This window comes from Pseudoduganella guangdongensis (genome assembly GCF_009857475.1).
In the GTDB taxonomy this organism is placed as follows: Bacteria; Pseudomonadota; Gammaproteobacteria; order Burkholderiales; family Burkholderiaceae_D; genus Rugamonas; species Rugamonas guangdongensis.
Window position 1 is genome coordinate 19,210 of record NZ_WWCJ01000018.1, and the last position, 20,755, is coordinate 39,964.

Sequence of the window (20,755 nt, forward strand, 5' to 3'; positions counted from 1 at the left end):
GATTAAGGAAGTGAGGGTCACATGTTGCTGATCCGTTGAAAGCTTAAAATGCAAAACTTCGAACCCCTGAACAAAGTACCTCGCTATGCCGTTGAAGTAGCCGGCGCTACTATCGAATTCACTACCGTCCAGCTTGCTGACGGTACGCCGACAGGCCGCCAACTGGCACTTGCCGCCGGACTCCGCAACACCGACGACATCGTCATTTTGGAAATGCTGCCAGATGGTCAGCTGGAAGATGTCCGCCCGGACGAAGTCGTAAATCTCCAGGACTCTTCTCGCAAATTCATCTTGGTTAATAGCGATCGAAGCTATAACTGTTTTGTCGACGGTGCCCGCCTTAGCTGGCCAGTGCGCTTGATCTCGGGTGCACAGCTGCGCAAATTGGGTAATGTGCCTAGCCATCTGGCGCTCTACCAAGAGCTCACTTCTGCTCCGGACAAATTGCTCGAAGTGACAGACTTGGTCGATCTCGACAGCGCCGGTGTTGAGCGCTTCGTAAGCCGTCCAGCATCCTGGCAACTCAATGTCCAAGGTGTGGTGATCAACAGCGAATCGCCAACGATTAGCGTTCGCGACGCACTAATCACGGCGAAATTCGATGTCACGCAAGGTTGGCAGATTTTCCTCAAGGTCGTTGACAAGCCGAAGAAGCAGGTCGACCTCGATACTATCGTTGATTTGCGTGAGCCAGGTATCGAGAAATTGCGCCTTACTCCTAAAGAGGTAATTAACGGTGAAGCGGGCCCTGCCGAGCGCCGTGACTTCGCTCTACTCGACGTGGATGAGGACCACCTGGATAGCCTTTCGGCTCGTTGGGAGACCGTTCTGGACAGCGGCCGCCGATGGCTCATCATTGATTCTTACGATGTCCCCTATGGCTATACGTCAGGTTCTACCCGCCTGGCTTTGGAAATTCCGCCAACCTACCCAGGCGCCCAGATTGATATGTTTTATGTCTATCCACCTCTCGCACTGTCTGATGGTCGGGAAATCCTAGCCACTCAGGTACGCGCGACGATTCAGGGTATCGAATTCCACGGATGGTCGCGTCACCGCGGCCCAAGCCCCGGCTCTGAATGGAAAATCGGAGTCGATAATGTAGTCACGCACCTTGCCCTCGTCGAGTCGGCGTTGCAGAAGGAGGTCGAGTAATGTCGCCCGCCATTACTCTGACGATACCGCAGAAGACGCACGTTCAGCTGCAGCGTCATCTGTTCTGCGGTGACGGCCGTGAATCGGCTGCGATCATCCTGTGCTCACGTACGCCTCGCCCTCGTTGCCGGCTGCTTGTTAAGCACGTGCTGCTCGTTCCTAACGAAGCTTGTACGCTGCGTCGGTCAGATGAAATTAGTTGGCCCGGCGAGTATGTTGAGAAAGCGATTGATATCGCCGAGATGGAGGGCCTAGCTATTATTCTGATGCATTCGCACCCCGGCGGCATGCTGGCATTTTCTCCGGTCGATGACCAGAGTGACAAGGCCGTTATTCCAGCTCTGTTTCATGCACTGGGTGATTTGCACGGAACCGCCATCATGGTGCCTGATGGGACCGTCCGGGCTCGTTTGTACACGAACGACATGAAACGGCGAGCTGTTGATTTGGTCTCTGTTGCTGGTGACGATTTGCAGTACTGGTGGGATGACGGTGCTGCGCAAAGGCCGCATGTACGACCGGTCGCTTTTACCAGCGAAATGACCAGCGAACTTAAGCGTCTCACTGCAATAGTTATCGGTGTATCTGGCACCGGCTCACCGGTTGCGGAGCAAGTGGCGAGGCTTGGGTTCGGAAAGGTCGTATTGATTGATCCGGATCATGTGCAGTCTCGTAACTTGAACAGGATTATTAACGCGAGTTTTCAGGATGCACATACCAATGCGTCGAAGGTTGAAATGTTCGCGGCCGCTATCGCACGTCATCGGGGCGACGACGTCGCACAAGCAGTTCCAGCCAGTATTCGCACGAGGGCGGCAGTTCTTGCTGCCAGCCAGGGAGACGTGATCTTTTGCTGCACCGATACCGTTGAGGCGCGTTTCATCGCGGACCTCATGTGTAGCGCGTTCTTGATTCCAGTGTTCGACGTCGGCGTTGTGATTCCCGTCAGGCGAACAGATGATGGCATCGCTATTGTAGATGCATACGCAAGGATTGACTATGTGAAGCCAGGCGGAGCATCGCTGTGCGATCGAGGCGTCTATACTCCTGCCAGTCTGGAGGCTGAGTATTTGAAGAATGCAGCCCCTGCGGAGCATCGCGATCGCGTAAATGCAGGGTACATGCACGGTGCAAATGAAGAAGCTCCTGCGGTAATTTCATTGAACATGAAAGCAGCAGCCACGTGTGTTTTGGAATTCATTAATCGGGCGTACCCCTTTGGGGAGCCCAATCGGAAATATGCACGGTTCGCTTTTAGTGTCGGAGATCGTGAGAACGAGTTTCGTTCTGAAGATAGCTTCGCGTCTGGGCCCTCCATGTCATTTGCCAGAGGGGCTGCGGAGCCGCTGCTGGGGCTGCCTGAACTGAAGGTGCCCAGAGGAAGGGCTGACGTATGAGCGTGCGTTTGTGGTGTCGAAAGGTGTGGGATCGCTTTGGTCCGACTCGGCGTCTTCGAATCGTAGAAGGCGATAGTCTTCCTCTTTTCCTACCTCGTCGCGATCTGGTGCTAGCGCGTGAGGCCGGGGAAAACTGGTGCGTGGGAATGCGTTGTCCTTGCGGGTGTGGCGATACTATCGAGCTTTTACTTGTGGCAGAAGCAAAACCTCGCTGGGACATAACGATTGACCGTCAGTATCGACCTTCGATTGTTCCCTCTGTGTGGCGTTCTTCCGGTTGCAAAGCTCACTTCTGGATAAGCAAAGGTCGAGTGCATTGGTGTAGTTGATGTACGGTTGGTGGCATGCGTTGGTGTTGGCCGCATGCTTTTCCAAAGAGCTTAGTCGACTGAAGACAATGGCTACGCCCGAAGTTTGATTTGCGTCAAAGTCGATCTAGTGCTTGGTCCCTAGAAGGGCCTCATGCCGAATTGCTTTGAGCGTCATTAAACTGGGCAGGCGTACGCCGCTATCGTGCTGGAGCCACGCTTGACTGTCTCGCCTGCTTGCATTGTGCCGAGGCTCGGCATGTCGCTGCCAATTGGGCATTGGCGCGATTTCGTAGAATCCAGCTCAAGTGGCCTGTTAGATAAGCGCCGAAAATTGCCCACTTCGGTGCAAGCGAGGCGAATCACCGGTGTCTCACGTTCTCTGGTGGGTTGCACGACCTCTGCCTAAGCGCTGAGCCTGGAGCCTGAACATTATTCTCGTCCTGGGTTGGAGGGTTCACGTTGGTAGCCCCAAATCTCATTTGGCAAACAAACTTTGAGGTTGTGTAAATGATAACTTGGCTGGCATGTTTGATAAGAAACTGATAGTCTGCATGTTTCCAGCCGGATATTTTTGCTCTTCTTATGCTGCGATTATTTGTGCCAGTTTTGTTGCTAATGCGTGTTACAGGATCTGCCTACGCCGGTCGTGTTCAGGCAGCTTTGGATGACAAACCGACGAGCTTCTTATTGATTAACAGCCTTCACGTGACGGATCTCACTTCTATCTGCTTCACTCGTTTTGGGGTTCAGCATGGGCCTAAGGGGCTGACGACTATTGGCATTTTGGGATGCTTTCTCATGACCTCCCGGGCATTGATGAACTTTGATGCGGGCAATGTCTTAGGGCGATAGCAATGGCTCGGATGATTCCAACATTTGGTCCTGCCGCTACAGAAAGCCCGGCCGAGCCGACCATCTACCACCTTTTAAAGAAGCAGCTTGGAGATGACTTTGTCGTTATCCATAGCCTTCCTTGGCTATCTGCAGCCGCGAAAGAAATCGGGATGGCTTGGTCTGCTCCAACAGGCGAAATCGATTTCTTGATTCTGCACGCTGAACTTGGGATTCTCGCAATCGAAATCAAGGGCGGGCGCTATCGAATAGAGGGGGCTGCGTTTGTCCCGATTGCAGGCGGAGCTCCTCTTTTTGTTCTTAATCAAGTGAGACGAAATGCTCATGGTGTGGCGCATTGGCTCGGAGGGAAAGGGGCAATCCGTTGGCCAATCGGATACGCTGTTAGCCTCCCTCGCAATGTATTTCCAGATGAAGCGTTGCCACCTGGCTTGTTCGATTCGGTAAGTGGGCAGCGTATTGTTTTTGACATGCGAGACTTACCTGACCTTGGTGCAAAGGTAATCGAGGTAATGTCGTATTGGAAGTCGGCTCTCAGGCTTGGCACGCTCGGTAACGCGCGGATGACGGACGTCGTCGAGATGCTATGTCCCCAGTTCGATGGGACGCCGAATTGGGCGCATCGTATTCAGTATGACGGAAAATTCTGGCTCCGACTGACGGAGGAGCAAAGTGCGGTGGCAGATCGAGTCCTTAATGCTCATGGAGGGATTGTCACTGGATGGCCGGGTACAGGTAAGACCCTTGTTGGAATTGAAGTCGCGCGGCGACTAAGCGCGGCCGGTGAACGCGTCCTATTCCTGACATTCAACGCTCTCCTTTGCGATCATCTTCGTGTCCAATTGACGGGGACGAAATGCCAGGTCTTCACCTGGCACAAGCTATGCAGTTTCGCTCGTGATCTCATGGGCCGACCGAGCGCGGATAGCGATTGGTTCGAGAAAGAGTGCCTTGATGATCTGAAGTTAGCTATTGGTCTCGCTCCTCTAGGATTTGATGTACTAGTTGTGGATGAAGCTCAGGCACTGCGTCCAACGTGGTGGAGATTTCTCTGCGATTGGTTCTCTGGTAAAGCGGTTTTCGCGTTCTGTGATGAGACCCAAGTTTTTCCGTTTGAAAAGGAAACTACATCGCTAGCGTTACTCATCGAATTGAGTGGGCTGAAATCACTCCAGCTCTCGGTCGTCCTTAGAATGCCTCGGGCCGTAACGGAGCGACTGGTTCATGCAATGCCTAGTCAGATCCAGATTTCATCGCCAAGGCAAGTTGACTCCGACTCGCTGCGCGAGCTCGTAGTGGCTGATTGGGAAAAGGTGCTGAGCGAGATAGTCGCTGGCCTTGTACGCCAAGGAGTCAAGCATTCGGAAATCATGATCCTTAGCAAAAATTCATACGTGTCTGCCGCAATTGTTGATTTCGTGGAGGCGAATGAGGAGCTCCGGCATTCATTAGTATCGCGGTTTCGCGGCATGGAAGCCGCGATCGTTATTGTTGTGGAGGCACACCAGCTTTCTGATGCCGAACTCTTTAGTGCCTATTCACGCGCCACAACCGCTTGCTTCGCGCTTTACTCAGCGGATTCGCTTGCTGATTACTCGGCTAGTAAATTTCAGGCAGCAGTTTTTAGCTCACCGACGAATCAAGAGGTTCTTCAAGAAGTGAGGACGCGCCGCAGTATCGCGTACCGCCTGTCCGACCACGAGATGGTTGAAATTGAAGAGATAAAGACGATTGCACTTACCTGGTCAAGAACCTTAAAGGCTTGGGTCGTGCGGCTTTCAAAGGAAAGTCCTGCAGAACTTTGGATTGACTACATTAAAGAAGTCATGAGGAGGCCTGTTTTGGCCCTTTATGCTGAGGATCCTGAATTTCTCAGTGTTGCGTTACCAGGCAAGATCTATGATCGATCCGCTCGCTTAGTGGAGTGCAACCAATGCGAGAAAATGACTCCGCATTATTTGGCTCCGAACGCGTGCTTGATTTGTAGCGATTTGCTGGGGCGAGAAGAGCGAGAGCTTTCAAGGGGCGACGTGCGGAGGCTTGTGGCATTCGATAGAAAAATGACGGAGGTATCGTCGTCACCAAACCTCGACGAATCACTGTCAATCTACCACCAGCTACCATTTCTTCTCGGGGCCGCCGCAATTGGAATTCACGTCTGCCAAAATGGTGGCGCGAAATTACCTCCGAGCTTACCAGATCGGTCATCAATCTATCGGGCTGCGGTCATACTGGCCTATTCGTACGCTCAATTGAGTGGCCCCAGTAGCCAACTTTCGCTGACAAGACTTGTCGATAGCACTTGGCACTGGGAACTGAAGGAACTTGGCTTGCAACGTGATGCTTGGCACAAGCACGTGGCCAATGCACTGAGCCGTCTTTACCAGCGAGGGGTAATCACGAAGGTTGAAAAGGGCGTGTACCGCATTGGTGTGGACGAAAAATGAGTCTTGCCTATACATGCTCGCTAGGCGTTGGTGTGCGATTGCACCCCGCAGCTCGATTTTTCCGGCTCCATCCAAGCAGCCCAGGTACCCGTGTCGTGATTACAGCAATTGATCAGAACCATAGCTGTGTTAGAGGCTGCGAAGCTTGAGTTTGAAGAAGATCAGTTCTGCAGCCCGGAAAGAGATCCAGCCATGGTTGTACGCCCACATCGTCAGTGCTTTAGTGATCGTGAGGAGTTTGGATCTGACCGCAGATGGTCCACGGGAAATGGAGGTGCGTGGCGATATGTACTGACCTGGCAATTTATTGGAATGCATTTTGTCCTTCGCTTTCTCGCTGCATGGAAGGCAGCGCATGAACGAAGAATAGTTCAGGCAAGTGTGGGGGCGAATGGGGCTAGCGTAGCCAGCATCATGAAGCTGCAAATTACGCGCTAGCGTAATTCGCGTCCAAGTTCGAAATATGCGCTAGTTGCGCATTATGGAGCAACGTCTTGAAGACGTTTAGAGATCAAACACAGTACGTCGGCCCTGAGATCAGGATCATCAAGTGTTTGCGCAATGTCGTTTAGCGCGCGAAGACGAGCCGCATCCGAAGGGAAGCGTCGGCGTCCCTGCCTTACGCGATCAATTTCAACGGACAACTGCTCGACCTCCTGCTGTTCGCTGGCGCTCATGAGGTGCCTTGATGCGGCCGCCCTATGAATGGTCAGAGCGGTGGCGCCGCGAGCCGCCGACTCGAGAGCTAGTTTCGCTTTAGCGTCAAGCTTAATCCCGGTCGTTACAGTTGCGGTCAATACCCTTCTTGTAGCGCTCAAGCTGCGTGCAGGCCAACCAATAGTGACTAAAGCGTGAACGTATTCCACTGGAATATCTATGAACGCGTCTGCAAATCTACGTGCCAGTGCCAAGATGAATGCGCGGACACAGGGATCCCCTGAATTACTTGAGGGGGCACAGACAGGCCGCGTCCAATGGCACAAGGAATCAAGACCAGTTCGGAACTCAAGTGTGTTCGCAGGTGCTGGCAAATAAGGCTGCGCTGGCAGAGCTGCACGCATCGATTTAGCCTGATCGCGGACTTTTAGAACGACGCGAGGATTGATTACGTCTACTTCTGTTTGGAGCCCCAACTCCGTATAGGCGTCGGAAGCGATCTGACAAACCGTCAGACGGGACATCAAATTCTCCCGGGCGCCTTTGAAGAATATCCTAGCGGGTGGGGGCGCTGTACACATTGAATACCAAGCGGTATCAATCCATGCTTTGCGAGGAGTATCGGCGAACGTATTCAAAGCATTCGCTACCTCCTGCGGGATTGAGGTAGGCCCCCATGTAATCTCCTGGGCGTTCCCAGTTGTAGCCGTTTCGATGACCATGATCAGAATCGTCCGCTCCAAACTCACACAGGCTTAAACATTTGAAATAACGACGTTGGGTACTGACAATAGTCCGAGTATACATTACGCTGTACGAGCATACAGTGGTTTGGTGAAGGATTTCCAGTTGCGATGAGTACTTCGAGCTCCACGGGCGACGGACTCAGAATACAGCGAGTGCCAGGAACTGAAACCGGTCGACAAGTTATGGAAGCACTTACTGTATTACCGTTGCGTCAGTTAGCGTCCTTTAATTCCGCCTCTACTAAGAGCAGTATTTTGGACGGAGTCGTACCGAGCGCCTCCGCCAGCTTAAAAATCACCTTTAGCGCCGGCTGGTTGACACCTCGCTCAATCAGGCTGACATAGTTCCGCTCAATCCCGGCCGCAAGAGCAAGTTGCTCCTGTGTCAACCCAGCTTCCTTGCGAAGCTGGCGAAGAACCCGCCCAAATGAGACCAATGGATCCAAATCTTCTCCCAATATATTGGGAGAAATGGTCGTCGCACAGTATCATTAAGTCTTCATAATATATTGTGAATTTTAAGGAAAGTGCAATGTCGACAAGCGCTTGGGTTGAGACCCTATTAATGTACGGTGGCGGGGGAGCTCTAGTTTTATGGGTACTCTGGGCAATGCTCCAGCATGACCTCGCACAACGACGCGCTCTTGCAGGCCTTGTATCCGGTGGCTTCAAAGTCGACCACCAGATCAACAGCTCGAAAACCGTGGTGTTTGATGACACCCTTCGCGAGATGGCGATCATCGTCGGGCCGACGCTGCATCGCTACGCCTATTCCCAGATAGACACCTGGAACCATCAGTACGTTGATCGAAACGGCACCCCTATTCGAAATAAGCTTGTGATTACCGTGCTCGACACCAGGCATCCAAGACATGAAATTGATGTCTCTGCCAAAGAAGCGCAGTTGTGGATCGCCAAGATGCGCGCTATTCTGGCCCAGTAATCAACAGCGGGCTCGTGATGTGAAATCTCAAGTTGCTTCTGATTCCTTTATCGATCGCTGCGCCAGTCTTGGCTTGACTCTGAACAGGGCCAAGGAATTGGCAAGGGAAGATGATGCGAACGACGCAGATGCGTTAGCGCGTGTGCTTGGCATGGACACCCAAACGTTGCTGCCAGTCGGTGCGCGCCACTGGACCAGGATGGCAGCGCAGGGCGCCAGTGTCAGCTATCGGGAAGTGATGGATGAACGGTCTTTGGTCGAAGCCATATCGTCCGGCCAGGTCCCAACAAAGTACTTCGCGCACATTTGTATGCTCCTTGATGAAGTCCCGCTTCAAGTCGTGGTCATGGCATGCCACCAGGTTGCGCAACAGAACCACATTGCGATGGATACGGTCTGGAATAATGTCGCGATCCTGGCGCGCCTTGTTGGGGCTCGCCGAGCGAGATTCTGGAGCGCGAAAGATTAGATGCTGGGGGCTTGTGAGTAATCGAAAACTCAAGCGGCGATTAGTTCACCGGCGCCGTGCACTTTGAGTCCGCGCCCTTGGCGCCTTCCGATTCACTGTAGAGGATTGCGTCTGGCTCAATATGAAATCTGTTGGCCGCGAGTATGGCAGCTCGGCTTGGCCAGCTAATTAATTGGGATGGCTTTCCGGTAAGCCAAATATTTCATCAAGTGTGAGGTAGCAGCAATCCTTGTATCGGCTTAGCTTCTTCCGACTCAAGAGCAAACTGTCTTTACTGATGTCCGCAGTTGCCAGGTGCAAGTAGCATTCAATCTCTCGGTTTGCACTATCCATCAACCCACAAATGACGAAATCGGCATGGGCGCCGCAGGTCAAAGGCACACGCCAGCGCCGGCATCCGTCTTCACATCTTCTGTAAGAGGCTACGGAGACTTTGACGGACAGGCGGCCATTAAGGCGAAGGACATTCCAAACCGACGTACGGACAGCTTTAGCACCGGCGCGTGTTGCCAGGCTTAGGACGTCAATGATCAAAGAATCTATGAGGATTCGGACGCTCCTTAAAGCAAGTGCTCCCGTGGATGTATTCTCGGTTGGCAATCCTGCGGCTGCGAACGCATTCATATAGGTTCCAAACATGCGATACATCGTATTTTTCTTTGGGAGGGGAGATGCGTTGCAAAGCTTGGCGTTAATCGTTCCATGCTGCTGGAACACCTCCCGTATTTGTGCGAGCACTTTTTCACGTTCTGGGCCGGCGGCACGGCGCCGACGGATGGACATCGCGGCTTCAAATAATTCTCGTGAAACCATCGGCTCAAGTGCGTTTTTGCAATGCACCCAGTCCTCTTCCGGATTTGCCGCCACTTTGCTTCGCAGCCGGCGTGTGGTCTGATTGAAAATCAGCTCGCCACAATACCTTGGGTTGATCAGAATTCTTCGTACATCCACGGGATCCCAATGGTTGCCTAGGTGTGTAAGATGCCCTTCCGAGCAAAGCTGTTTGGCGATACGGCTATCCGTCCATTCCTTGTAAACATACAGATGATAGATGCGCCGAACAATTTCAACTTCCTCCGGTGGCCCAAGGTGGAGCGCGACGCGATCTGTCGCGACAGGCTTCCTTTCACCGAACTCCAATGCTTGCTTGATCTCGCCGTCCTTGGATACAGGGATCCGGCGTAATCCGTAACCTGGACGTCCACCTTGCTTGTATCCCATTTGCGAGAAGCGGCATTGTGCGTGTAGGACCTTCGCACCCAGCTCACGGCTATACTCTGCCGCCATTATGCGCTTCATACCCTTCATGAGCGAGTACATCGGGGAACCGTCGTCAATGAAATGTTCGGCACAGTAAATTACTTGAACACCCGCTCGGCGGCAGATGAATTCGTAATGAGCGCTTTCATCGATATCCTGGAAGCGGCCCCATCGGCTTACGTCATATACCAGAATTGTGTCGAAGCCGGCGGTGCCTGATTGGACGTCTGAGATGAGGTCCTGCAGCCCATCGCGGCCGTTGATGCAAAGCCCGCTTTTGCCGGCGTCTGCATACATCCTAACAATCTCGAACCCGTTCTCATCGGCGTAGTTGTTTAGCCGATCCATCTGGTGCTGGATGGAGTGGTCTTGTGGGATGCTGGACATGCGCACGTACATTGCAGCGCGCCGTGCACTAGACTTGGGTGAAGCTGAGACAGACTTGGTTTCCACGCATCCCCTCAACGGCGTTGGGTATTGTCCTAGTCGTCAGTCACATAGTGCACTCTTGCGTCCTCCGGAATTGCGGAAAGGAACGCTACGAGCATTGCGCTTCGATGTTCTGCGACAAACGCATCGGCAAAATTACGTCCGTGGCTGCTCTCAAGTGTCACATGCACGACGACAAATGCCGTCCTAATGTCAGCAATGGCGAGATCCAGCGGTGTCGGTGCGAGCGCTTGGTTCATCCTGATCCTCCCTTGGAAAATTCAGAATAGCACCTGAAACTACATGAGATTTGAGATTTCGCAAGACCTCGTCGGATTGGAGGCCTCGCTGCGGAGATGGCAACTATGGGACTTAGAATGAAAGCAGCGCTAGGGACTAGGCTACCCGCAGTTTTATCATCGGCCAGAACGACGGCATCGACTCAGTGCTGCGGTGTGAAGGTGCACGGTGTAGGCGGATCGACACTTTCGTTGGCTCCAAGCCTATGCCGCACAACAAGAAAATTCTCGCATTAGCGCTGAGGCGGGAAGCAAATGTCTGCAAATCGCAATTCGGGCGCCGTTCTTTCAAATCTCAGCAGGTCTGACCGCTCAGCGCTATTGATCGCATCCTTGGATCGGAATACCGCAAAGGATGCCTTCCAAGCTCTCTAGCTATGTCCCGGCTACACTTTTCTAGACAGTGTCACCCAGAGCAATTCGCATGACGAGGCGCTCATGAAATGAACGGACGACATCGTTGTATTGTAGTGCGTAGGCAGCATAGGCATGATCCCGAGATGGCCTAGGCCTTACTTGCGAATGCGATGCGGCAAAAGTCTCATCGAATGCTCTCCAGAGGACGTAAGCTTCGTCAGAGCGGAGTTTTGCTTGTGCAAGTTCAAGAAACGTCGTGCGGAGCCAATCCCACCTCTGCTTGACTTCCTCTTCGTCGATGCCTTCGACCAAACCTGTGAAATCGGCAGGGTACGCCTCGCGAGCTCGTGCATCCAACGTCAACCGAACCTCGTCTATGTTGAGCTGATTGGACAGGTTAGAGAAAACCTCCTCCCTAAGACCTGCAGCGAATGCATAGGACGCTCCTGTGGTATCTTTTTGCCATGCCTTGTGCAAGTACTTCGCCAGTGCACTGGTGGGTTTAGTGAGGTCATTGAGCGTGTGAAACAGGTGATCGATAAGGTTAAAGATTAGATTGACCTTCCGCTTTCCCGCCACCAGGTCCGTCTCTCCCCAAATCACTGGCGACTCCCAATAAACAGGCGCTCCAGCATCGATGCGGAAAGCGGGCAGGATGGGAAAATTGACGAACGTGTGTGGGTAGCCAAATAGTTGTTCAGCTTTGCTCGCTCTACTTCTAACCCGCTTCAGTTGATCTGGGGAAGTTTCGGACTTCATTGGATCATTAAACGCCATTGCGATCGGCAAAACCCGACCAGGGAATTTCTTCGATAGTGCGTCAAAAGTCTTCACAAAGCGCGTGCCTGTAATGACGTCATCTGCAAAGACGACCAAGTCACCAGGATCGACATCGCTCGAAAGCGATCCCGCTGAGTCCGAGACTGTCCACCCGGCGCCAGCCCGATCATTTCTTGGCGCGTTCCATGTAACGACTTGGGTGGACAAGCCCGCACGGCCAGCAAGCGAATGAAGAACGGCAACTGGGACGCAGTTCCCTAATGGTGACTCTATCAGAACCACACGTTTCCAAGCTTGTTTGATAAGCCAATTGACTAGCTCATGGCAAACCTGCCTCAGCTTTTCGAATTGCGGATAGCCAGCGTCATAGAGTGCATCTGCACCGACCTGTAGCAACCGTACTGCAACCGGATCGGCCTGTGCTGTGCGCAACGGTTCGCGGATGAGTATTGGCATGGCAAGCGCTTGCGCCGCCCAGAACTTCTTCGCGGTCTTGGCACGAGAACCTTGGTCGCTGACCGAAACGACCCTTTGTGTCCAAATGGCGAGTTGCTCAAGTTCCCCGTTTCTAAAGGGCTTCTTGGAGTAATGATCGATTTCTTCTGGCGAAGCCCCGAGAAGTTCGGCAAGAGGCGCTATTAACGGTCGGGCAGCGCCGTTTGGTGCAAGCGCAAAGCGCCACTCTAGATAAGCGGATGTACCAAAGGTCATTTCTTCTCCGAACAGTAAAACTAAGTGCAATATTCACCCGCTGGGGGCTGCCAATCTCCACTCAGCAATTTCCAGTTATTTCAAATGAAACATGCGTGATATCTAAAGTTGCACTGCAAAACAAAGCTTAAAAAGTTTGCTCTGTAGCAATTATACAGAAGAAGATATAGGGTGGCGGAAACTGGTTAGGTTCCGACATCTACAGTTAAGTCGGGAAAATCTTCAATGAGCAGGGCTTCCACAAGCGAAACGAGATAGCTGTTGAATTGATATGCTACTAAGCAATTCGCTACACGATGAGATTGGGCGCGCACCGAAAATAAAGGGCTGCTAAGCAGCCCTTTACAACTATTTAATCATGGCAGACAGATCGCGAAAAATGTCGGGCGTTATTCGTATCCCCATATTGTCTGGGCAGGTCCCATACGCATGTACTGCCACAACAGTCCTGTTGCCGTCTTTATCGAAAGCAAAAATGGGACTTCCGCTTTGTCCTCCTTCCGTGTCAAGCCCATAGGCCAAAACGCGAGGTTTCACTGCGGTAAGCCGACTTGCATTAAACCACATCGTTCCAAACTGCTTGTCGACTGGGTAACCCGCGTTGTTAACTAACAGATTGGCAAGTTCAACGTCGGACAGTGCCGCAAATCCGAACCAGCCAAGCCGTTGGCCAAAAGCATTCTTCGTGTATATAACACCAATATCATATTCACGATCCTTGTTGGCCTTCCATCGAGGATGTACAGCGAAGGACTTGGAAACTTCATAGCCGTAAGGCGCGACGTCGCCTGTACGTCCTGGTGTTATCCATACTTGAACAGCTTGCTGGCCTGAGTCTACATCTAGCAAATTATGACCTGCGGTTACTATCGTATGGGGGCCTGCAAGCCAGCCAGTGCCGAGAATCCTCGCATTATGAAGTCCATCTACCACAAGTTGACAAACGCATCTCCAAGGCAAGGCTGTCGTATTTGGGACCAACACTCTATCATCTTGGCCACAGGCGGACTGGGGCGCTGCGAACTGAAGATCGCCGGCGTCGAATACCATAGTCGATCGTAACTGGCGTGGAACGCGACCTCCGCTGAATCCCACTGTAAGCGCTCGTTCCACATCAAACCCCGGGACCGATTCCAATCTTCCCCCATTGTTAGTTTCGATCATGTTACAGGGGCGATATAGGCTCTGTACCGCGCCCTTCTGGTTATTGTTTTTTTTCGGGGAGGCCATTTTTTGCTCCAATCTGTCCGTCATTGCTCGGGTTCTTAAGTGGCTTTTTCCCTTGTGCAGGCTTCTGGTTGTCTGGCTTGGCGTCAACCACCGGCTGCACCGCACCTGGCGGGGTGCCATTGAAATCAGGTACGGATGGGGTTGCCGGGTCTCCGATTGTCATAACGAGCAAACGCCCAGCCTGGCCGCCAAGAAGCGCGCTTTCCTTTTTGGATAGTGCTTCAAGAGCCTCGGCAATCTCTTTGCGCCGCTTTACTTCAGCAAGGTCTTGTTCGAGAAGGCTTACCTCAGCTTTGGAGGTGTCTATCTTCAGTTGGATTACTTTGGTTACTACATCTGCCATCGTGCTCACTACGTCAAGTGGAGCCTTGACGAACGCAAGTGCGCTGCTGGGTCGGTCGCGTTCGTATTCTGAGACTATGCCGTCTTGTAGGGTCAGCGTATGTTTAACCTGAACAAATGGCGCTCGATCAAGCGCGAGAGTCATTATCGGTCCGCCGTTTGGAAGATTTACCAGGGACACTTTGGAATTTCCCAAGAGAGTGGCATGTATCTCATAGGGGATTGTGCCTCTATGGCAAATGCCAATGTCGCAGGCAGTCAAGTCCGTTATCCCTGATGATTTCAGAGTTCTGCTCCCGACCACCGGGCTTACAGAGATGGAGAAGTTGTCCGCTGCACCTGGCCTGTATTGGTTGCATTCAGGTAACTGGGGATTCTTGGGGTCTTTGCAGGCTTCAGCAAAAAACCTCGCAAGTGCCTGATTAACCTGATTTTCGAGGGGCTGCTTTTGCTTACTGTTAAAAGTGGCCGGATCAATTAAGATTTGGATCACTGATGTAGGTGGAATGGGCGCCGCCTCCGCCACTGCAAACGCAACGGCATTCTTGATTACATCAAGCGTCTCATCTTTACTGGTCACCGTCACGCTTTTGAGTAGTGAAGTCTTCGGGTCAACAACTATTTTGGCTGTGTCCGAACTAAACCAATTAACATTGGGATTTAAAGCGAATTCATAATCTGTATCGCCCATATATACAGGATCAAGCAGTTCTATTTTCATTGATCCGGAGGAAACTGTTACGGTTAGCGGAACTAACGCTTTTGGCAGCATATAGAACTGTCCCTGATTAAGCGCCGACCTGTCGACTGGCTTCGATCCGTAAATCGTGCAGCCACTGAGAAACATCGCGAGAGCGCAAGCCAAAGGAAGATAAAGTGATCTTTTCATGCAATGCCCCCTAAATATTGAATTGTTTATACGAAATCCAATACTGATGAGATTCCTCTAGAAAAAGTCTATCAAATTATCACTTTGTCATCTGCAGGCAACAATCATGACGATTGATTTTTTAGATCGCACTTGGCAAGAGGATAGTTGGAGACTTCGACGGCAGTGCTTCGCACGGAGCAGTTACTTGGATTTTCCAAGCAAATCAATCTTTTACGAATCTGCGAAGGCTCGAGTCTCATCTACTCTGAAAAGATTTCACTTTCTATGACAGAATTCTCGCGTTCTGTCCCGACGCTTAAGAGGCAAGGTAATTTGGTGTCCCAACTAATTCGAATGGAGTCACAGCAAGGATGAAGGAACAAGAAGAAAAAAGCGTAGAAAAGCCTGATTTCGAAATGATGTTTCCCGGGTGGAGCTTCATCCGTCGGCACTTATTTGAGATCGTAGCGTTGGCAATACCATTAATTGGAATTGTCGGTTTTGCCGCCGGCACCTCGTTTCTTGAGGGGTGGAGTAAGGCTGCGGGGATTGGAAGCAATCTTTTCCCAGTGGGCGTGAACGAGACAATCTTGTTAGGCTTGAAGTTGACTCGGCCTTGGGCCTACAGCGGTGGCCTACTTGCCGTTATCGTTGCCTACTTCTATTTGACTGAGGTGATTACCGAATGGGAGCGGGCAAAGTGGGGCCGAGAAACTCATTGGCAGCGATGGCAAAGGATTAAGCTTGCTAGAGCCGCGAGCTCTGCCCGAAAGCTAGGTGAAATCCATGATCGGCTGACCGATCCATCAAATAGCGCATGGAGAAGTCTTGGACCAAGGCGGCGCTGGGGGCGTAAGGAGCCAACGGTGAGCCTAAGAGCGAAGCGTTGGCGCAGGTTTGGCATGCGCACAATTGGGCTCGTGTTGTTCCTTTTTGCCATTGCTTTGACGCTTTTCTTCCATTTTTTACTGAAAGTTTTCATTATCGAAGAAGCTCACGTGGAAGGAGTGAGGCGCTACGGGCAACTCTATGTAGCAATCACCGGTAAGTTGCCGCTTAATTTTTACGACAAGCTCTCGCAAGCCCAGTTGCAGCAATTTGCGTGTGCAGGCAATGAGCTCTTGTGGCATTACAGATCGGTCGAGCTTTCGGTAGGCAATGGCGCTTCAGTTGCTAAGCAACAGGCGTACATTATTCACAGTACGGACAAACTATTCTTCCTGCTGGATAAAGACGGCTCTCGATTGCATTCGTTTGGCGATGAGCCGTACAGCCTCCGTGAGAGTTCCAATAGGCCAGTCTCTGCTTGGATCAAGACTTGCGTGCAGTCCTCGTAGTTTTGAAGAACCGGCAGGATCTGACTTGATGGCACCATCTAATCCACCGAACAAGGATGTCTGCCAACGTGCTGGCGCAGTAGGACTGATTGCCTTCAAAAAGCAGCTTCGCCTGGCGAAAGAACTAGGAATACATCCGAGCTTCGCCAAAGATCTGCGGGAAACCCGTTTTGCATTAGCTTTGAAATTCGCGCGCGCACACAATGACCAAGAATTGGGAGCCCCCATCGCGAAAGGAAGAAAGGGACATCCGCTGATGGTTGTTGTCGGCTCTGCCGCTGGGAGATTTCTTCAAAAATCCGATGAGCCAATTTTACGATGTACTTACGCTGCTGTTCACGTGGCTTGCTCTGCCCCTGAAGCAGGATGAGAACCTGCGACCTCGATAGGTTGCAAACCTGCTCTATCTTGAGTTTTCCCAGGATAGAAAGTACGAATATTAAGAAATCCCTTTGAGCCGCAGTGCGCTGATGCCGTTCCTGAGGCGCCAATGTGTTGGCGATCGCAATGCGCCGAAGTATCTCCCGAAGCTCTTCGGGCGTTGCATGGCGCCGCTGGCACATCATCCTGTTTAGGACGGCGCTTTCAGTCACTTGAAGGCGGCGGCGAACCTCGGACTTGCTTACGCTATTTCCGCTTTCGCTAATCTCATCCACTGCTCGCTTGATTGATTCTCGAGTAGCTTTGGTCCTATCTCGCAATACCAGATGCTGCCGAACTTCTTTCTGTATCCAATGCGGTGCCAGATGCAAGGTTCCGCTGAAGCGTTGTAGCGACACAGATGATGCCTTGGTCAATCGGATGAATCGGTCAGGCCATTCATCGAGAAGCCATCTAGCCGCGGCGAGGATCGCTGCACGTTGCGCGACTGGGACCTGCTCTATAGTCGTGCTGGCAGGGCTCTCCATTTCCGCTATGGAAGCAAAGCTGAAGACTTTGGATCGAAGTAATCTGGATCTGCGGCGAATCAACAACTGGGACACGTACCAAAGTGCATTGATATCGCTATCAGCTGACTGAATTTCGCTATACTCAGTCACTGCCTTAGCTTGACGCTTGGGAGCGCGGCGCTCGCTTTTTGCTAGGCTTTTCCCACAGCTTTGGCAGGAGTCGAATGGAAGCCAAACTAAGCACTCACGTCGGTGGCATGTAGTGGGCCATACCGAACTCCCACAGAACGGACATCTCTCTTCTAGCATGCAGCCGTGTATCTCGCAGCGGGCGTTGCACGCCAGGCGCCACGCTATCCGGAAGTATGGAACTTCGTCTTCCTCAAGGCATTGAGGGCAGAACATTGGACGTCCGGAGACGCTAAGCGCATCGCCATTGTGGGGAAGCACCCAATGTAGTTTGTCACCTTCTAAAGATGCGCAGCCCAATAGAGAAAGCGCATGATCCAAGGTCAGAGAGCGTAGCTCTTTCTCGGTCAAACGAAATTCGCTTCGTAACCATGCGAGCTCAAAATCCGATCGAATGCGATCCGGATCAGAGTGCCGAGTGCAACCAGGAGCAACTGGGTATCGGCGCAGACCATTCATCGTAGCGGCTCGCTGCCGCCACGATGACAGCGACTCAGAATTAAATGGCGGAGGACGAATTAGGAACACGATGGTCTCTGTTATGAAAGGTGTCTCCAGAGGGGGCACTTATGAGGGAGATTCGAAGTCGGATCAGGAGCATGGTCATAGCCTCGTTGGTTTGGCTGGAAGCGAGCACAATGCCGGCCCTACGACCAAGCGCATAGAGTCCTCTGACTTTTGTTAGGTCCACAAGGGCCAACCACGTATCGTTTCGCGCTCATAGCAAAATTGAGCTCCTTGGGCCGCAGTCTGAATCATGACCTGAAGCAGGCTGCAAGCCTGGGCATCTAGTCCAGTAGCTGGGTCGACAAATAGGACTGCGCCCAGCCCAGGAAGATCAGGTCCAAAATTATTTAGATTGTCATCAATCGCAATCCAGCGTTCATTAGCTCTGAGGTGGTCGCAAAGCCATCGCCAGCACTCCCGTTCACGTTGTCGCACCCGCGCTGGACCTTCACTTGTCACGCCAACAAAACGATTGTGCAAGTCGTTCGGGAAATACGCAGCGAGCTGAATCAGGGTGTGAGACTTTCGCCAGTCCGAAGCGATGACTACATCGATGTCCATGTGTTGGCGAAGAACATTCGAGAGCAAAGGGACATGTCGCAACAACGAGCGTTCGCTTGCGTCATATTCATGCAGCACACCATCGAAATCTAAGAACAGAACCATTACAGGGTCCTTGAATAAGCAAAGGGAAGACGGCGTAGCGTGCTTCCCTTTGCGGTTTTTATCAAAGCAGGTTCAACGCCTTCTGGATAACGATGTTGGCGGGTGTCTCATATCGAGTCCACTCCGTTAGATCGTTGATGTACCGCGGATGCTTCTCTACGAAGTCGGTGGCCAGGTGAGCGAGGTCTGAATCAGTCATGTTTGCCACTTGCTCCAGCCATGCATAGTGCCTCAAACCCACGTACGGAAATTTGTCTTTTGGACGACTTCGTCCAGGTCGGTTGTGCCAGACGAGTATCCTGGCGATCGCCATATCGCTATGGCTGCGGACCGCGCAGAATCCAAGATCCGCACTGGGTGAAAATCTTTGCTTAAAGTTTGTCATCCAATTTCGGGCCGCTTTCGGTTCGTGGTCAAGAAAAATATTGAGACAGTTAATGCATTGGTGACGGAGCCGCCTTGTGTACGCTATAGGGGCATCACAAAATGGACAAGCGTCAAGCAGTTCGACGTCATGAGTGGGGCATGCCACGGACAGTGCATAGTTAAAGTAGTGTGGAGTTGCCATCCCCTTTCTAAGGCAAACTAAGCAGATTTTGGATGGCATGCCGAGACCATACGCTCGCATTTGTTGTACACGACCCATGCTGCATGGCTCAAGTTCTAGCTCTCCTCGGAAAAATTGAGTTAGTTCGACGTCATTCAATGCAACCAGCGCTGGGAAGGGCGCCTTGTATGTAAAGAGAAGATGACGCAGGCCGCCCAACGCGTTCAGTTCTGCCAGTTGCATCAAGTAGTCCTGCTGGCATTGATGAACCCCTCGGGGGGGGCGTATCAAAAGGCCTACCGTCTTCCTTGGGTGAACGGGAACAACAGGGTCAAGTGCAAGTGCACTTCTCATCGACGAGGGGATCATCTCAGTCCTTTCTCAATGGGTTGTCCCATGTATCGCACCAGTCATGGAATGGCTCGTCTTCCTGATCTAATGGACGATTCACAAAATTAGGAAGGAACGGATTGAGCGTCCGCTTGACGGAATCACCCATCACCAGTCGAAACGCTTCTTCGAGATCTTCCTGAGTGATACTCTCTCTTCCAGCGGTAACTGCCACGGCGACAGCGCGACTGAACAACAGGAATACATAGTTAAAGATCCCATTCGTTGCGTAATAAATCCGTTTGGTGAGGTCGACATCAAAGGATGTCGTGCATGCCAGCGGAAGTTCCTTATCAAGCCGTTGGAGGAAAGCTTGAAATTGTTCTAGCTTCTTCGGGGTGTTGATTTTGAAGTAGTCAATCCTAATCTGCCTGGTTGTCCTGCGGCGCAGCTGCGGACTCTTGTTGATGATCTCAATTGCGGATGGTGCCCCGAGCAGAATAAACAGGCGCCGTGAACTGTCGATGATGTCTCGCAACCAGTCTCCGATTTCTTTGATACCACCTGCTTTGCGACGTGCTGTAATGTCGTGCACATTGTCGATGATTACAACTCTCGTACCGATTTGAGAAAGAAGAACCTGAATTCGTTCCTCAACGGTCTGCTCATTGTGCGAAAGATTTGCAGTTGGCTGAATTGATCGCAACAGTGCGTGCGCGATACGGAGTTTCGTCACGACCGAAGGGAGCGTAAAGGTGACGACTGGAATCGTTGACTTCCATCCCTCATGGTCATCAGGCCACAGGCGCTTCAGGTAATTGGACAGGTGGCTTTTCCCCACTCCGGTAGGAGCCAAAAGAAGTAGACCTTCTCCTTTTTGCTGCTGTTCGCATGTCAAGACTTGGTTCTTGATTTCGACAAGCGAACGCACGAAGGCTGGGTAATTGACATGCATCTCATTTGCCATGTAGTAAAGGCGCTCTTTGAGCGGAGCCGAAGCCCATCGTTCCTTAACATTCTCAGTTTGTTCCAT

General features: G+C 51.9%; 18 protein-coding genes and 1 pseudogene. 8 read left to right on the plus strand and 11 right to left on the minus strand.

Annotated elements, in window-relative coordinates; translation table 11 throughout:
* Positions 1–48 precede the first annotated feature (48 nt).
* From GTP41_RS20770 to GTP41_RS20780, 4 genes are all read left to right on the plus strand, one after another.
* Entirely contained in the window at positions 49–1,155 is a 1,107-nt protein-coding gene (locus GTP41_RS20770; RefSeq protein ID WP_161027497.1) for a multiubiquitin domain-containing protein, read from the plus strand.
* Complete coding sequence (locus GTP41_RS20775; protein ID WP_161027498.1) at positions 1,155–2,552, plus strand: ThiF family adenylyltransferase; 1,398 nt, start codon at positions 1,155–1,157, stop codon at positions 2,550–2,552. Before GTP41_RS20770 ends, GTP41_RS20775 begins: the two co-directional genes overlap by 1 nt.
* Complete coding sequence (locus GTP41_RS28165) at positions 2,549–2,881, plus strand: ubiquitination-like system serine protease family protein (RefSeq protein WP_260115412.1); 333 nt, start codon at positions 2,549–2,551, stop codon at positions 2,879–2,881. Before GTP41_RS20775 ends, GTP41_RS28165 begins: the two co-directional genes overlap by 4 nt.
* Before the next feature lie 836 nt (positions 2,882–3,717).
* Entirely contained in the window at positions 3,718–6,162 is a 2,445-nt protein-coding gene (locus GTP41_RS20780; protein WP_161027499.1) for a DNA/RNA helicase domain-containing protein, read from the plus strand.
* A gap of 479 nt (positions 6,163–6,641) precedes the next feature.
* On the opposite strand, the gene GTP41_RS20785 is transcribed toward GTP41_RS20780, so the two are convergent.
* Positions 6,642–7,343 (minus strand): hypothetical protein, encoded by a 702-nt coding sequence (locus GTP41_RS20785; RefSeq protein WP_161027500.1) that lies wholly within the window; start codon positions 7,341–7,343, stop codon positions 6,642–6,644.
* Positions 7,344–7,777: 434 nt separating this feature from the next.
* Positions 7,778–8,011 carry a helix-turn-helix domain-containing protein gene (locus GTP41_RS20790; RefSeq protein WP_161027501.1) on the minus strand — a complete coding sequence of 78 codons (234 nt, stop codon included), beginning with the start codon at positions 8,009–8,011 and terminating at the stop codon, positions 7,778–7,780.
* Positions 8,012–8,097: 86 nt separating this feature from the next.
* Between GTP41_RS20790 and GTP41_RS20795 the strand changes: the two genes are divergently transcribed.
* Together GTP41_RS20795 and GTP41_RS20800 are read left to right on the plus strand one after the other, a co-directional pair.
* Positions 8,098–8,508 (plus strand): hypothetical protein, encoded by a 411-nt coding sequence (locus tag GTP41_RS20795; protein WP_161027502.1) that lies wholly within the window; start codon positions 8,098–8,100, stop codon positions 8,506–8,508.
* 19 nt (positions 8,509–8,527) lie between these two features.
* Positions 8,528–8,977, plus strand: a complete 450-nt coding sequence (locus GTP41_RS20800) for a hypothetical protein (RefSeq protein ID WP_161027503.1) — start codon at positions 8,528–8,530, stop codon at positions 8,975–8,977.
* A 168-nt stretch (positions 8,978–9,145) separates the two neighbouring features.
* Here GTP41_RS20800 and GTP41_RS20805 read toward each other — a convergent pair whose 3' ends face one another.
* The 5 genes from GTP41_RS20805 to GTP41_RS20825 form a co-directional block, all read right to left on the minus strand.
* Positions 9,146–10,636, minus strand: coding sequence for a recombinase family protein (locus GTP41_RS20805; protein ID WP_260115413.1), 1,491 nt, complete (start codon positions 10,634–10,636; stop codon positions 9,146–9,148).
* An 83-nt stretch (positions 10,637–10,719) separates the two neighbouring features.
* Positions 10,720–10,926 (minus strand): hypothetical protein, encoded by a 207-nt coding sequence (locus tag GTP41_RS20810; RefSeq protein ID WP_161027505.1) that lies wholly within the window; start codon positions 10,924–10,926, stop codon positions 10,720–10,722.
* Between the two features lie 435 nt (positions 10,927–11,361).
* Positions 11,362–12,813, minus strand: coding sequence for a hypothetical protein (locus tag GTP41_RS20815; protein ID WP_161027506.1), 1,452 nt, complete (start codon positions 12,811–12,813; stop codon positions 11,362–11,364).
* 348 nt (positions 12,814–13,161) lie between these two features.
* Positions 13,162–13,863 carry a trypsin-like serine peptidase gene (locus tag GTP41_RS20820; protein ID WP_161027507.1) on the minus strand — a complete coding sequence of 234 codons (702 nt, stop codon included), beginning with the start codon at positions 13,861–13,863 and terminating at the stop codon, positions 13,162–13,164.
* A 154-nt stretch (positions 13,864–14,017) separates the two neighbouring features.
* The gene (locus GTP41_RS20825) at positions 14,018–15,106 is read right to left on the minus strand and encodes a hypothetical protein (protein WP_161027508.1); all 1,089 of its coding nucleotides are present in this window, start codon (positions 15,104–15,106) and stop codon (positions 14,018–14,020) included.
* A gap of 521 nt (positions 15,107–15,627) precedes the next feature.
* Here GTP41_RS20825 and GTP41_RS20830 point away from each other — a divergent pair.
* Together GTP41_RS20830 and GTP41_RS27475 are read left to right on the plus strand one after the other, a co-directional pair.
* On the plus strand, positions 15,628–16,593 hold the full coding sequence (locus GTP41_RS20830) for a hypothetical protein (RefSeq protein WP_161027509.1): 966 nt from the start codon (positions 15,628–15,630) through the stop codon (positions 16,591–16,593).
* A gap of 28 nt (positions 16,594–16,621) precedes the next feature.
* A complete protein-coding gene (locus GTP41_RS27475) occupies positions 16,622–16,963 on the plus strand; it encodes a hypothetical protein (protein ID WP_229502987.1) in 342 nt (113 codons plus the stop codon).
* Positions 16,964–17,798: 835 nt separating this feature from the next.
* Here GTP41_RS27475 and GTP41_RS28015 read toward each other — a convergent pair.
* The 4 genes and pseudogenes from GTP41_RS28015 to GTP41_RS20850 form a co-directional block, all read right to left on the minus strand.
* Positions 17,799–18,239, minus strand: a pseudogene (locus GTP41_RS28015) (TniQ family protein); the annotation flags it as partial.
* A 114-nt stretch (positions 18,240–18,353) separates the two neighbouring features.
* Complete coding sequence (locus GTP41_RS20840; protein ID WP_161027511.1) at positions 18,354–18,845, minus strand: HAD domain-containing protein; 492 nt, start codon at positions 18,843–18,845, stop codon at positions 18,354–18,356.
* A 61-nt stretch (positions 18,846–18,906) separates the two neighbouring features.
* Positions 18,907–19,635, minus strand: a complete 729-nt coding sequence (locus tag GTP41_RS20845) for a hypothetical protein (RefSeq protein ID WP_161027512.1) — start codon at positions 19,633–19,635, stop codon at positions 18,907–18,909.
* A 127-nt stretch (positions 19,636–19,762) separates the two neighbouring features.
* Positions 19,763–20,755 (minus strand): TniB family NTP-binding protein, encoded by a 993-nt coding sequence (locus GTP41_RS20850; protein WP_161027513.1) that lies wholly within the window; start codon positions 20,753–20,755, stop codon positions 19,763–19,765.

Excerpts from the sequence above, each read along its gene's own strand:
- GTP41_RS20805 (WP_260115413.1), bottom strand. The coding sequence starts at position 10,636 with ATGTACGTGCGCATGTCCAGCATCCCACAAGACCACTCCATCCAGCAC.
- GTP41_RS20810 (WP_161027505.1), bottom strand. The coding sequence starts at position 10,926 with ATGAACCAAGCGCTCGCACCGACACCGCTGGATCTCGCCATTGCTGAC.
- GTP41_RS28165 (WP_260115412.1), top strand. The coding sequence starts at position 2,549 with ATGAGCGTGCGTTTGTGGTGTCGAAAGGTGTGGGATCGCTTTGGTCCG.
- GTP41_RS20820 (WP_161027507.1), bottom strand. The coding sequence starts at position 13,863 with ATGGTATTCGACGCCGGCGATCTTCAGTTCGCAGCGCCCCAGTCCGCC.
- GTP41_RS20825 (WP_161027508.1), bottom strand. The coding sequence starts at position 15,106 with ATGAAAATAGAACTGCTTGATCCTGTATATATGGGCGATACAGATTAT.
- GTP41_RS20795 (WP_161027502.1), top strand. The coding sequence starts at position 8,098 with ATGTCGACAAGCGCTTGGGTTGAGACCCTATTAATGTACGGTGGCGGG.
- GTP41_RS20780 (WP_161027499.1), top strand. The coding sequence starts at position 3,718 with ATGGCTCGGATGATTCCAACATTTGGTCCTGCCGCTACAGAAAGCCCG.
- GTP41_RS20840 (WP_161027511.1), bottom strand. The coding sequence starts at position 18,845 with ATGGTTCTGTTCTTAGATTTCGATGGTGTGCTGCATGAATATGACGCA.
- GTP41_RS20845 (WP_161027512.1), bottom strand. The coding sequence starts at position 19,635 with ATGCAACTGGCAGAACTGAACGCGTTGGGCGGCCTGCGTCATCTTCTC.
- GTP41_RS20775 (WP_161027498.1), top strand. The coding sequence starts at position 1,155 with ATGTCGCCCGCCATTACTCTGACGATACCGCAGAAGACGCACGTTCAG.
- GTP41_RS20850 (WP_161027513.1), bottom strand. The coding sequence starts at position 20,755 with ATGGAACAAACTGAGAATGTTAAGGAACGATGGGCTTCGGCTCCGCTC.
- GTP41_RS20830 (WP_161027509.1), top strand. The coding sequence starts at position 15,628 with ATGAAGGAACAAGAAGAAAAAAGCGTAGAAAAGCCTGATTTCGAAATG.
- GTP41_RS20785 (WP_161027500.1), bottom strand. The coding sequence starts at position 7,343 with ATGTCCCGTCTGACGGTTTGTCAGATCGCTTCCGACGCCTATACGGAG.
- GTP41_RS20815 (WP_161027506.1), bottom strand. The coding sequence starts at position 12,813 with ATGACCTTTGGTACATCCGCTTATCTAGAGTGGCGCTTTGCGCTTGCA.
- GTP41_RS20770 (WP_161027497.1), top strand. The coding sequence starts at position 49 with ATGCAAAACTTCGAACCCCTGAACAAAGTACCTCGCTATGCCGTTGAA.
- GTP41_RS27475 (WP_229502987.1), top strand. The coding sequence starts at position 16,622 with ATGGCACCATCTAATCCACCGAACAAGGATGTCTGCCAACGTGCTGGC.